We start from the raw sequence: 12,509 nt of genomic DNA on the forward strand, positions 1-12,509 counted from the left end.
ATTAGCCAGAGCCCGGTCCCAACTACAATAATTAGGAGAAGATTCATGGGTCTGTTTGATAAATTAAAATCACTGGTTTCAGAGGAAAAGAAAGGCAGTGGCACGATTGATATTGTTGCACCACTTTCAGGTGAAATCGTCAATATCGAAGATGTTCCTGATGTTGTTTTCGCTGAAAAAATCGTAGGTGACGGTATTGCTATCAAACCTGCTGGTAATAAAATTGTTGCACCAGTCGATGGTACTATCGGTAAAATTTTCGAGACTAACCATGCTTTCTCTATTGAGTCTGACAACGGTATCGAGTTATTTGTCCACTTCGGTATCGACACTGTTGAACTGAAAGGTGAAGGGTTTAAACGTATCGCTGAAGAAGGTCAGCAAGTAAAAGTTGGTGATACTATTTTAGAATTTGACTTGGCTGTATTAGAAGAAAAAGCAAAATCAGTTCTAACGCCAGTTGTCATTTCTAATATGGATGAAATTCAAGGTTTAACCAAAATGACAGGCCCAGTTACTGTTGGTGAAACCGTTATTATTCAGATTAAAAAATAATCTTCTGTAATATTCTCTATTTAAACCGCCACCCATATGTGGCGGTTTTTTTATTTATTCAAAAACCAAAAATTACTCTAACTCATTCGACAATATTATTACTCTAAATAATTCAAGATGCTGTTAGGCAGCAAGGGGAGCATACATAAGTATGTGACTAGCATGAATGAACGCAGTCAACAACGCTACAACTTGAAGTATAATGAGTAAATACTCTAAATAATTCAAGATGTAGCTAGGCGACAAGGGAATAAGTCGCTAGGAGCATACATAAGTATGTGACTAGTGCGAATGAGCGCAGTCAACAACGCTACAACTTGAATTATGACGAGTAAACGCCTGTTGATAAATAACGATCCCCTCTATCACACACAATGGCCACAATTACTGCCCCTGGATTTTCTTTTGCAACGCGCAGAGCACCAGCAACAGCGCCTCCAGAACTCACACCACAGAAGATACCCTCTTGACTTGCTAAAAGGCGCATCGTTGATTCTGCTTCGGTTTGAGACATATCAATCACACTATCCACCAGCTCTTTTTTAAAAATTCCCGGCAAATAAGCGGGCGACCAGCGACGAATACCTGGAATTTGGCTTTTTTCTTCTGGCTGAAGTCCAATAATTTGCACACTATCAGATTGTGTTTTTAAGTAACTACCCACACCGGTGATCGTCCCCGTTGTTCCCATACTCGAAACAAAATGTGTAATACGACCTTGCGTCTGTTGCCAAATTTCGGGGCCTGTTGACAAAAAATGGGCTCTCGGATTATCTGGGTTATTAAATTGATCTAATACTTTTCCCTCTCCCTGCTGTTCCATTTGTTGTGCGAGATCTCGTGCACCTTCCATACCGACTTCACGACTCACTAAAATCAATTCTGCGCCATAAGCTTGCATTGATGCTTGACGTTCTTTACTCATATTCTCAGGCATTAACAGCTTTAAACGGTAACCTTTTACCGCTGCAATCATGGCTAAGGCAATCCCAGTATTACCACTAGTTGCCTCAATAAGCGTATCACCTGGCTTTATTTCACCACGTAATTCTGCTTGTTCAATCATAGATAATGCGGCTCTGTCTTTCACTGAACCTGCTGGGTTATTACCTTCAAGTTTAACCCAGATTTCAGCGTCTACTTCTTGCGTAAGTCGTTGTAGTTTTACTAATGGTGTATTACCAATAAATTGTTCTAACCCTGCCACAATAAGTCCCTGCTCATTTATTTGTCTGTATTAATGAAGAAATCACATTTAACTTATTAACGCAATAGCATTAACGTATTTAGATAACTTTAGGCTATTGTCAAAACCAAAACACCCATGCTTAAAAATAGGCATGGGTGATAATTAGAAAGTACAATGAGAAATATAATTACGCGGTATACGCCAACGACACGGTTTTTAAGGGAGTATCACCCGAATATAAACGGGCTTGGGCACCTCCCATATAATAGGTGTTTCCTTTTGCTGGCGTTAAAGACATCTCATTCCATACTGCCGTAATTGGCGTTTTACTCCATCCAATGGGTTGTAAAATCAATTGCCAATAATGTCCTTTAGGTGAAACCTCAATGACTTTAACCGGTAATCGACAGACACTATTTTCATGTGTACTTAATGCTATTTCCCAAGGACGTAAAAATACATCTACTTCACCTTGATAAAGCGGTGTCACCGATAATGGCAAGTGATAGCCCCCAATATGTAATTGTGCGCCATTAATCTCACCTTGTAGATGATTAACATCACCTAGAAATTCGAGTACAAAACGGCTTGAAGGTGATTGCCACACTTCTTGTGGTGTACCTACTTGTTCTATTTTTCCATTCCCCATTATCACAATGCGATCAGCCACTTCCATTGCTTCTTGTTGATCATGAGTCACAAAAACGCTAGTAAATTTAAGTTCTTCATGCAACTCACGTAACCAACGGCGTAATTCTGTTCTTACTTTTGCGTCTAGAGCGCCAAAAGGCTCATCGAGTAGTAAAATTTGAGGTTCAACAGCCAAAGCCCTTGCTAAAGCCACCCGCTGTTTTTGCCCACCCGATAATTGTGCAGGATAACGTTGAGCTAAGTGAGGCAATTGGATCATCTCCAATAGTTGGGTCACTTTTTTATGAATAGCATCTTTGCTTGGTCTTTCTCGACGTGGTAATACGGTTAAGCCAAATGCAATATTCTCAAATACGGTCATATGGCGAAACAGCGCATAATGCTGAAAAACAAAACCGACTTTACGTGAACGAGCATGTAATCGACTAACATCTTGTCCTTCAAAACAGATTTTCCCTTGGGTTTGATGTTCTAATCCCGCAATAATACGTAAAAGTGTTGTTTTTCCTGATCCTGAAGGCCCTAACAATGCCACCATTTCACCTGAAGCGACATCAAGACTGACATCATGCAACACTTCGGTGCGATCAAAATATTTTGTGACGTTATTAATTTCAATACTCATATTTTGCCTCTACTTTTGTGTCAATAATGATGTCATTGCTGACGCGCTAAATGCCATTGCAATGCACTTTTAAACATTAAGGTGAATATCGCCATCATGGCGAGTAATGCGGCGGCCGTAAAAGCACCAACGGTATTGTAATCTTGATGCAGCAATTCAACTTGTAACGGCAGTGAATAGGTTTCACCACGAATAGCACCAGATACCACTGAAACAGCCCCGAACTCACCAATGGCTCTGGCATTGGTTAATACCACACCATATAACAATGCCCAGCGAATATTCGGTAATGTCACACGCCAAAACATTTTCCATCCACTCGCTCCTAATAACACAGCGGCTTCATCTTCTTGGCTACCTTGACTCATCATCACCGGCACCAGTTCTCTAACCACAAAAGGGCAAGTGACAAACACCGTAACTAATACCATTCCCGGCCATGAGAACATAAGCTGAATATCAAACTGAGATAACCATTGCCCTGCCCATCCATTACTACCGTAAAAAAGTAAGTAGAGCAGTCCAGCGACAACAGGCGATACCGCAAAAGGAATATCAATTAGTGTCATTAATAGTTGACGTCCTGGGAAGCGGAAGCGAGTAACCAGCCATGCCATACTGACACCAAACAACATATTGACAGGTACGGTGATTAACGCGATTAATACCGTTAACCAGACAGCATGTAACATATCGCTGTCTAATAAGTTTTCAGTAAATATTTCAATACCTTTTGAAAACGCAGTCATAAAGATCCACGCAATAGGCACAACTAAAAATAAAATGGATAACACAATGCCTGTAAGGATTAATCCCCATTTTACCCAATCAATTTGGCGACGATAAATAGAGCGTTGCTGTATAATATCTGACATCAATGCCCCCTCAACCGTTGTCCAAATCGGCTTTGCAATCCATTAATTGAAAACAGTAAGACTAAAGAAACAAGTAAAATCACAGAAGCCACAGCACTAGCTGCAGGATAATCAAACTCTTGTAATCGAATAAAAATCATCAAGGAAACCACTTCTGTTTGCCATGCAATATTACCGGCAATAAAAATAACGGCACCAAACTCCCCCAAACTGCGCGTAAAAGAGAGCGCGGTTCCAGCAATTAGTGCGGGTGATAATTCAGGTAATACAACTTTACGAAATGTTTGCCAACGGCTCGCTCCTAGTGTTTCAGCGGCCTCTTCATACTCTGGGCCTAACTCTTCAAGCACTGGCTGAACCGTTCTTACAACAAAAGGTAAACTGGTAAAAGCCATCGCAACAGCTATCCCAATCCATGTGTTAATTACTTTGATATCAAATTTGTCTAACACAAAGCCATACCAACCTTGCGTTGAAAACAGAGTAGCAAGCGTTAATCCTGCTACAGCAGTAGGTAAAGCAAAAGGCAAGTCCATTAAACCATCAAGTAGTTGTCTACCTGGAAAACGGTAACGTGTAATGATCCACGCAAGCAACATGCCAAAAATAGCATTAAAAATACTGGCAACCGCAGCTGCAAGTAGTGTGACTTTATACGCGGCAACAATTTGAGGATGCGTTATGACGGCCCAATATTGCGCCCAGCTCATATCAGAAAGTTGCACAACCAGCGCACTCATTGGTAATAATAAGATCAAGCAGGTATAAAACAGTGTTCCGCCTAAGCTTAATCCAAATCCCGGTAATACTCGTTTACTGGTTGTGGTAAACATTATTGACGTCCTTGCGCTAATAACTTGTCAAGCATGCCATCAGTTGTGAAATGCGTTTTCATCACGTTATTCCAGTCACCAAATATCTCTTCAACGGTAAATAAAGATGTTGCTGGAAATTGTGCTGCTTTTTGAGCCATAACAGCTTTATCATTCACACGATAGTTAAATTGCGTGATGATCTCTTGTGCTTTAGGACTGTATAAATAATTGAGGTAAGCTTTTGCCAATGTTTCTGTGTCATTACGTTGCACATTTTTATCAATCCAAGCGACTGGAAACTCAGCTAGAATATCTACGGGTGGCACAATAACTTGATATTCATCTTCACCATATTGCTGGCGAATATTATTAACTTCGGATTCAAAACTGATCAGCACATCCCCAAGACCACGCTCAATAAAAGAGGTTGTAGCGCCACGCCCTCCTGTATCAAACACTTCAACATTTTTAAGGAACTTTTTCATTGCTTCTTGGGTTTTCGCATCATTACCATAGGCTTTTTCAAAAGCCCCCCAAGCAGCTAAATAGGTATAGCGCCCATTACCTGATGTTTTTGGATTAGGGAAAACCACTTTGACATCTTCACGGGTTAAATCCTCCCATGTCGTAATATTTTTAGGATTACCTTTGCGCACTAAATACGCCATAGTGGAATAATAAGGTGAGCTATTATTAGGAAGACGTTGTTGCCAATCCGCAGGAATAAGCTTGCCTTTATCATGCAGAATTTGCACATCGGTCACTTGGTTATATGTCACTACATCCGCAGGTAGCCCTTGCAATATCGCAAGTGCTTGCTTAGAAGAACCCGCATGAGATTGTTTGATAGTCACTTTGTCATCAGGATGCTGTGCATCCCACTGAGTTTTAAAATCACTATTTAGCTGTGTGAATAACTCTCGCGCAATGTCATAAGAGCTATTAAGTAATTGAGCAGCTCCTGCATAACTACTGACAACCAAAGACAATGCTGTAGTTGCTTGTAATGCAAAGGTTCTGATTGTGTTTTTCTTCATCAAAAGTACCCATCATTGTAAGTTTTATTCTAATGGTTACTTTATCGGCTTTATTTATAACAGTGTAGTTAGCTTTTGTTATTTGATATAACTGAAAGCTATTAAAATTGAGTAAAACGCAAGCTAATTAATTAAATTTACATCAATTGGAATTAATGTGAAAAAAATTCAGACAAAAATGCCTGCGATTAAAGCAGGCATTTCATCAATAAAAAATTATTTAATGCTTGGCAATTTATAGTGCTTTTAAGACTTCATAAGATGGAGCAAAGTAATAACTTCCTGTAACAGGCTTACTCATACGTAATAAGTCATCGTGTTTACCATCTAATTCACCAAACATACTTAGTAATTGCTGTTCAATATTATATAAACGACCACAATAAGCTAAGAAATATAAACCATGTTTACCACTTGCAGTACCGTAAGGGAGGCTGTGACGTAAAATTGCTAACTCTTCGCCATTTTCTTCAATCACAACACGAGAAACATGAGATGTGACATTACGTTCTGATTCATCAAGTTCAACACTGTCTTTTTTAGTTCGACCGATCATTTTTTCTTGATCTGATTCACTAAAACGAGCCCATTTTTTTAGGTTATGCTCATAACGCTGAACTAAAACATAACTACCACCAGCATCTACACCATCATTAATCAATGCAACACCGTAGCGTTCATCATCTTGGGGGTTTTCAGTACCATCAATAAAACCACTTAAATCACGCTCTTCTATCCAACGGAAACCATGAATTTCTTCTTCAACTTTAATCACATCACCAAAAGCTGCAATTGCCGCTTGTGCCAATGAAAAGTTCACATCATGACGCATAGATTGAATGTGAATAAGCAGATCACGTTGTGTCGCTGGTGCTAAACCTTTACCTAATGGGCGAAAAGGTTTTAGCTCAGGAGCACTGTTTTCATCTGATAATTTTTTCCAAAGATCAGAGCCAAATGCAACAACTGCGCCTAATGACGCATCAGGAAATTGCTTTTGTAAATCAGATAATGATTGCATAAATTTCTGACATCCTTGACGCAGAAATTCTAATTCACCCACGACCATTGCTTCGATAAAAAGACCAAATTTACTATGTGCGACTAAAATGCCACTTTGTGCATGAGACATATTGCTTCCCTAATCAATAATCAAAACGCTCGGAATAATGTTAATTATATCGAATATTTTTTTCCGAAGATTTGCCTTTTAACAAATATCAGACAGTCTGATTATAAAATCGTCCATATATTATAGGGAATAGCGTGTAGGCGTTTTGTTCTGCCAAATAATTTGCGTTAGCGTCCAATTTGATAAAACTTCATCCGGTGGCATCAATCCATCAGGGCCATCCCATTGTCCACTAAAGACATAACTCACTGATTTTGCTTGTTCTGACTGGCATAAAATTGTTCTTTGTTTTTCATCTTTAGGGCCTTTGCTACATGCACCAAAGGCTTTTTTATAGATATCTTTAAATGGTGTACCAATAGTTGTGCCCCAATCTGTCGTTGCCTTGGCATCAAAGACTTCTATTTTCTCTACTGTGCCTTTTTCTTTGCCGTAGAAAGCCACTTGAATTTTATTATCATCTAGGCCCTGAACAACGACGATAATATCATTGCCTTGCATTTCCATACCTTCACGATAATGAAAGCGACTTCCTAACTCATTCTTAATATCATTTTCTGTAATTTTTGTTGAGTTTGTAATATTACCTAATCCATTAGCAGAAACGGTTAGCGTATCATTTGAGAACCAATTCATCGGATTTAGTGCAGAAAAAGACATTCCTCCCATGGATGAACAGCCACTTAATAGCAAAACGCTTGTGCTTAAACACAAGGGTAACCAAAATTTAGGCATCATTTATTTCTCCGTTAAACTTTTTCATCACTCATTAAAATAGATATTGATGTCATTAGGCACACCTTATCTTACTCTTTACTGCACCTCAATCATCAGACTAAAACACCCACAATAAATTAGCATAACAAAGTATTACCTAATTTAACGTCGAATAATCTCATGAAAAAGAAAGCCTAGTTACGACCCTTTACATCACGGTTTGTTCCACAGAAAAAGCAATATCAGATTTTACGTATAAAATAAGGGAATAAAGTGTGGGAGATAAAAATAGAGAAACAGAAAAGAGAAACAGAAAAGACAAACACAAAAGTAAGAATAACCCTCAAAATATTGAGGGCTTATGTCATGTTAGAGATCAAAATCCTGATCGATAATTAATCGTTTAGTATAAGTTGTACTTTCTTGGTTTTGATCTTCATACAACAACTTTTCAAACATAAAAATCGTTGCATCATTTTCTTCTGGTACAACTAATGTAATTTGTGGGCATCCTTTCGCGATCAGTTTTTTTTCTAATCGAGAGATCAATGCATTCGCAATGCCTCTGCCACGAAAGTCTGGGTGAACCCCTAAATAGTATAAAGATCCACGATGACCATCGTAGCCTCCCATTACACTCCCCACTAGTTCACCAGCCACTTCTGCAATCAGAAATAAATCAGGTGAATGGTTTATTTTTCTTTCAATATCAATTTCGGGATCGTTCTCTGGCGAAATTAAATCGCAACGTTCCCAAAGTGTAATAATTGCCTCAAAATCATCTTGGCGAAATACACGTATTTCCATGGTTTTGCCTGTTATTGTTCATACAAATCTGAATTTATTATCGCTTGTTTGGTTTATGAATCAACTTGAAAATGAGAACATAGACAATATGGAGTTCTATTTTTAATAAATATGATAAAAATTGTAGGTTATTATGAATTTACCTGATATTCATCGCGTTAAAGAATTTTTCTTATCACTACAAGATACGATTTGTCACTCTCTTGAAAACATAGACCAAAAAGCTACTTTTCAGCAAGATAATTGGGAAAGAAAAGAAGGTGGTGGTGGCCGTACTCGCGTTTTAACCAATGGCGCACTTTTCGAACAAGCAGGTGTTAATTTTTCACATGTCTATGGTGAGTCACTCCCTAAATCGGCAACAGCACATCGTCCTGAATTAGCCGGACGCCGTTTCCAAGCAATGGGTGTTTCATTAGTTATTCACCCTCTTAATCCTTATATTCCTACCTCTCATGCTAATGTGCGTTTTTTTATTGCTGAAAAAGAAGGTGAAGATCCCATTTGGTGGTTTGGCGGTGGTTTTGATTTAACACCTTATTATGGATTTGAAGAAGACGTTATTCATTGGCATAAGGTTGCTAAATCTGTTTGTACCCCTTTTAGTGAAGATTATTATCCACGTTATAAAAAATGGTGTGATGATTACTTTTATATTAAACACCGCAACGAACCCCGTGGTGTCGGTGGGCTTTTCTTTGATGATTTAAATACACCAGATTTTGACCATTGTTTCGAGTTTGTTCAATGTGTCGGCCTTGGTTATATTGATGCTTACTTACCTATAGTTGAAAAACGCAAATCAATGCCTTGGGGAGAGCGTGAGCGCCAATTCCAACTCTATCGCCGTGGTCGCTATGTTGAGTTTAATTTAGTGTGGGATAGAGGAACTTTATTTGGCTTGCAAAGTGGTGGAAGAACAGAGTCTATTTTAATGTCTATGCCACCTTTGGTCCGTTTTGAATATGATTATTCGCCTGAGCCAGATACTCCAGAAGCAAAGCTATACAGTGACTTTTTGATCCAAAAAGAGTGGGTATAAAGAAAATAAATCATTAAAGGTACAGCCACACGCTACCGCAAAAATATAACGTGCTGATAATGACCTTAAACTATAAATACTTAAACGTTATATTGATGCGATAGGTAGTATGCTTACTATTGATATCACATTACTTAATGCTGAAAAAAACAACCCTGAATTTATTATAAATTCAGGGTGTTTAATTCATTTTTAACTTGTTTTGTTTAACTAAAAGTCAATTAAACAAAAAGGCCAGTAATCCTGTAACTTTATTTTTATTTTCCCAGCCTTCTCCTCTCATACAGGTATTAAAATAATCCCTACGCTGCCATTCATTCGCATCTGAAGAAAAAGATGTCCCGGCCCCTGAAGTTGGAATATCTTTACCATTTATTTTCATTGGAGCAAAAGAAGGCTGACTTGAAGCCACATATCTCGCAGGATATCGTGTATTGGCTTCTTGCATACACATATTTTTAGCGATATCTAAAGGAGATGGAGTGCTGGTGTTTGCTTCCCATTTTTCAGGTGTTGCACAAGCAGAAAGCATAAAAATTGATGCAATGATAATTGTTTTTTTCAAAATAATAGCTCATTAAGACGAATAGGAATCAATTACATTTTAAATTATTATTTGAAAAATTAAATTAAGTTTTTATGAAAACCATATCATTATATGATGATTAAATTAAAAAAATTAATGAAATCAATATTAAATGAGGAGTAACACCTTGTTTAAATGATGCTATTTTTATTCTTCAAATAACTCATCAGGGCAATCTGAAATAACATCAAAGCCTAAATAATAATATAAGTGATATTTTTTCAGATTATCTTTATTATAAATATGTATTCCCTCAGAGCTATAGCAATTCGTTATATTCACTTTGTTTTCATTAAAGGTAATTTCAACTTGCTTTAAAACACCTGTGATTTTAACTGCATTTTCTTGCTTAGGGTTATTAGGGTAAATAACAGATACTGATAACTCATCCATAAAATGTGCAAGTTGCATCGTTTTTTTATTATAAATAAATGTATAAGTGATTTTATCGTCAACAGGATCATAAACCACATTGTGTTTGTCTGAAATGGTAAAATCTTCACCTTTTAATGATAAGCAACGATCGTTGTTTTTATCTGTGAGATCATTAAAGCAAGTATAAACAGATTGCCCTGTAAGTATCGCTTTATCGGTGTATAAAAAAAGTCCATCTTCTTTATTGGAAACGAGTCCAATAGAAAAATCATCCGAACCATTGCTACTAAAAGCAACATGTTGATATCCCAAAAGAATAAAAAGAAGAATAGCTCTAAGCATAGATATTTCTCAAAAATAAGAAAGGAACACCAGTTTTATAGCTGGCAGTGATAAATATTTTTATAAATAATAGAGACTAAATTATCTTAGCGATGTTAGCACGTCAATAATAGAAAGAAAGCAGCCAAAAATAATGCTTAGAGATAAAAAAAACTGAGTTCATTATAAATTGAACTCAGTTTTTATTTTGGTACTAAATTAACTTATTTTGATTTCTTCAAATGTGACATTAAACGCTTACGTTTACGCAACTGAGATTGTGTTAATTTATTTTTCTTATCCGCATAAGGGTTTTCACCCTCTTTAAATTGAATACGGATTGGCGTCCCCATAACTTGCAGAGTACGACGGAAATAGTTCATCAAATAACGCTTATAGCTATCTGGTAAATCAGTTACCTGATTACCATGAATAACTACAACAGGTGGATTATAACCACCAGCGTGTGCATATTTCATTTTTACACGGCGTCCACGAACAATTGGTGGCTGGTGATCATCTTCAGCCATCTTCATGATACGAGTGAGCATTGATGTACCTACGCGACGCGTTGCACAGACATAAGCTTCTTGAATAGATTCAAAAAGATTACCTACACCACTACCATGTAATGCAGAAATAAAGTGAACTCGCGCAAAGTCAACAAAGCCCAGTTTAAGATCAAGCATGGCTTTTACTTGTTCACGATCGTCTTGTGTCATGCCATCCCATTTATTAACAGCAATCACTAATGAACGACCCGCATTCAAGATATAACCTAGTAATGAAAGATCTTGGTCTGAGATACCTTCACGCGCATCAATAACTAACAATGCAACATTAGAATCTTCAATCGCTTGCAGCGTTTTGATAACAGAGAATTTTTCTACAGTTTCTTTCACTTTGCCGCGCTTACGAACGCCTGCTGTATCGATGATGATATATTCTTTATCATCTCGTTCCATAGGAATGTAGATACTGTCGCGGGTTGTACCAGGCATATCGTAAACAACAACACGATCTTCACCAAGCATACGATTTGTCAGCGTCGATTTACCTACATTAGGGCGACCAACAATCGCCAATTTTACAGGTAATGTAGAAGGATCGAAGTCATCTTCTTCCTCTTCTAATGCTTGTGCTTCTTGCTCAGCTTCTAATGCAGCCCAATATGCTGCATTCTCTTCTTCTTCAGTCAGCTCTTTTTCTTCTTCAACCACTTTTCCTGTAATCGGTAATAATGCTTGTTCAATTAATTGAGCCACACCACGGCCATGAGAAGCCGCAATTGGGAAAATCTCACCTAAACCTAAAGAATAGAAATCAGCTAATGCTGTATCAGTATCAATACCGTCTGTTTTATTCGCAACTAGATATGTTTTTTTCTCAACACCACGAAGATGTTTGGCAATGCCTTGGTCTGCTGGCATTAAACCGGCACGTGCATCCACTAAAAAGAGTACAACGTCGGCTTCTTGGATTGCCTGTAATGATTGTGATGCCATATGGGTTTCAACACCCTCTTCAGCACCATCAATACCACCAGTATCAATAATAATAAACTCTTCGCCCTCTAACTCTGCACGACCGTATTTACGGTCACGAGTGAGGCCTGGGAAATCGGCAACTAATGCGTCTCTGGTGCGTGTTAGTCGATTAAATAACGTGGATTTACCCACGTTAGGGCGCCCTACTAAGGCAATAACGGGTATCATTTTTTGATGCCTCATAAAAATACAATCATAATTCTGATTGTATTTTACATGTAATTACTAAAAAGAC

The 12,509-nt window shown here is 37.9% G+C and carries 13 protein-coding genes; 2 read left to right on the plus strand and 11 right to left on the minus strand.

Translation table 11 applies throughout. The features are described 5' to 3' along the window. Window positions 1–45 precede the first annotated feature (45 nt). Complete coding sequence (gene crr, locus DK866_RS00635; RefSeq protein WP_036935451.1) at window positions 46–555, plus strand: PTS glucose transporter subunit IIA; 510 nt, start codon at window positions 46–48, stop codon at window positions 553–555. A gap of 322 nt (window positions 556–877) precedes the next feature. Here crr and cysM read toward each other — a convergent pair whose 3' ends face one another. From cysM to DK866_RS00675, 8 genes are all read right to left on the minus strand, one after another. Beyond that, window positions 878–1,762: a cysteine synthase CysM gene (gene cysM, locus DK866_RS00640; protein ID WP_109407304.1), complete on the minus strand. Its 885-nt coding sequence runs from the start codon at window positions 1,760–1,762 to the stop codon at window positions 878–880. A gap of 169 nt (window positions 1,763–1,931) precedes the next feature. Beyond that, window positions 1,932–3,020, minus strand: a complete 1,089-nt coding sequence (gene cysA / locus DK866_RS00645; RefSeq protein ID WP_109407305.1) for a sulfate/thiosulfate ABC transporter ATP-binding protein CysA — start codon at window positions 3,018–3,020, stop codon at window positions 1,932–1,934. Window positions 3,021–3,052: 32 nt separating this feature from the next. Continuing rightward, on the minus strand, window positions 3,053–3,895 hold the full coding sequence (cysW, locus tag DK866_RS00650) for a sulfate/thiosulfate ABC transporter permease CysW (protein ID WP_109407306.1): 843 nt from the start codon (window positions 3,893–3,895) through the stop codon (window positions 3,053–3,055). Then, window positions 3,895–4,728 carry a sulfate/thiosulfate ABC transporter permease CysT gene (gene cysT / locus DK866_RS00655; RefSeq protein WP_072068681.1) on the minus strand — a complete coding sequence of 278 codons (834 nt, stop codon included), beginning with the start codon at window positions 4,726–4,728 and terminating at the stop codon, window positions 3,895–3,897. Before cysT ends, cysW begins: the two co-directional genes overlap by 1 nt. Then, entirely contained in the window at window positions 4,728–5,747 is a 1,020-nt protein-coding gene (gene cysP / locus DK866_RS00660; protein WP_109407307.1) for a thiosulfate ABC transporter substrate-binding protein CysP, read from the minus strand. Before cysP ends, cysT begins: the two co-directional genes overlap by 1 nt. 235 nt (window positions 5,748–5,982) lie before the next feature. Further along, a complete protein-coding gene (locus DK866_RS00665; RefSeq protein WP_109407308.1) occupies window positions 5,983–6,879 on the minus strand; it encodes a Dyp-type peroxidase in 897 nt (298 codons plus the stop codon). 120 nt (window positions 6,880–6,999) lie between these two features. Continuing rightward, window positions 7,000–7,617 carry an RpoE-regulated lipoprotein gene (locus DK866_RS00670; RefSeq protein WP_244179628.1) on the minus strand — a complete coding sequence of 206 codons (618 nt, stop codon included), beginning with the start codon at window positions 7,615–7,617 and terminating at the stop codon, window positions 7,000–7,002. 348 nt (window positions 7,618–7,965) lie between these two features. Next, the gene (locus tag DK866_RS00675) at window positions 7,966–8,403 is read right to left on the minus strand and encodes a GNAT family acetyltransferase (RefSeq protein WP_109407309.1); all 438 of its coding nucleotides are present in this window, start codon (window positions 8,401–8,403) and stop codon (window positions 7,966–7,968) included. A gap of 133 nt (window positions 8,404–8,536) precedes the next feature. Here DK866_RS00675 and hemF point away from each other — a divergent pair, with 133 nt between their 5' ends. After that, entirely contained in the window at window positions 8,537–9,445 is a 909-nt protein-coding gene (hemF, locus tag DK866_RS00680) for an oxygen-dependent coproporphyrinogen oxidase (RefSeq protein WP_109407310.1), read from the plus strand. 217 nt (window positions 9,446–9,662) lie between these two features. Here hemF and DK866_RS00685 read toward each other — a convergent pair whose 3' ends face one another. The 3 genes from DK866_RS00685 to der form a co-directional block, all read right to left on the minus strand. Continuing rightward, the gene (locus DK866_RS00685; protein WP_244179629.1) at window positions 9,663–10,010 is read right to left on the minus strand and encodes a hypothetical protein; all 348 of its coding nucleotides are present in this window, start codon (window positions 10,008–10,010) and stop codon (window positions 9,663–9,665) included. A 168-nt stretch (window positions 10,011–10,178) separates the two neighbouring features. Further along, window positions 10,179–10,748 carry a hypothetical protein gene (locus DK866_RS00690; protein ID WP_109407311.1) on the minus strand — a complete coding sequence of 190 codons (570 nt, stop codon included), beginning with the start codon at window positions 10,746–10,748 and terminating at the stop codon, window positions 10,179–10,181. A 203-nt stretch (window positions 10,749–10,951) separates the two neighbouring features. Beyond that, window positions 10,952–12,442 carry a ribosome biogenesis GTPase Der gene (der, locus tag DK866_RS00695; protein WP_109407312.1) on the minus strand — a complete coding sequence of 497 codons (1,491 nt, stop codon included), beginning with the start codon at window positions 12,440–12,442 and terminating at the stop codon, window positions 10,952–10,954. Between the last annotated feature and the right edge of the window lie 67 nt (window positions 12,443–12,509).

The sequence above is a fragment of the Proteus genomosp. 4 str. ATCC 51469 genome (assembly GCF_003144375.1).
In the GTDB taxonomy this organism is placed as follows: domain Bacteria; phylum Pseudomonadota; class Gammaproteobacteria; order Enterobacterales; family Enterobacteriaceae; genus Proteus.

Excerpts from the sequence above, each read along its gene's own strand:
- crr (WP_036935451.1), top strand. The coding sequence starts at position 46 with ATGGGTCTGTTTGATAAATTAAAATCACTGGTTTCAGAGGAAAAGAAA.
- der (WP_109407312.1), bottom strand. The coding sequence starts at position 12,442 with ATGATACCCGTTATTGCCTTAGTAGGGCGCCCTAACGTGGGTAAATCC.
- DK866_RS00675 (WP_109407309.1), bottom strand. The coding sequence starts at position 8,403 with ATGGAAATACGTGTATTTCGCCAAGATGATTTTGAGGCAATTATTACA.
- DK866_RS00690 (WP_109407311.1), bottom strand. The coding sequence starts at position 10,748 with ATGCTTAGAGCTATTCTTCTTTTTATTCTTTTGGGATATCAACATGTT.
- DK866_RS00665 (WP_109407308.1), bottom strand. The coding sequence starts at position 6,879 with ATGTCTCATGCACAAAGTGGCATTTTAGTCGCACATAGTAAATTTGGT.
- cysP (WP_109407307.1), bottom strand. The coding sequence starts at position 5,747 with ATGAAGAAAAACACAATCAGAACCTTTGCATTACAAGCAACTACAGCA.
- hemF (WP_109407310.1), top strand. The coding sequence starts at position 8,537 with ATGAATTTACCTGATATTCATCGCGTTAAAGAATTTTTCTTATCACTA.
- cysT (WP_072068681.1), bottom strand. The coding sequence starts at position 4,728 with ATGTTTACCACAACCAGTAAACGAGTATTACCGGGATTTGGATTAAGC.
- cysA (WP_109407305.1), bottom strand. The coding sequence starts at position 3,020 with ATGAGTATTGAAATTAATAACGTCACAAAATATTTTGATCGCACCGAA.
- cysW (WP_109407306.1), bottom strand. The coding sequence starts at position 3,895 with ATGTCAGATATTATACAGCAACGCTCTATTTATCGTCGCCAAATTGAT.
- DK866_RS00670 (WP_244179628.1), bottom strand. The coding sequence starts at position 7,617 with ATGATGCCTAAATTTTGGTTACCCTTGTGTTTAAGCACAAGCGTTTTG.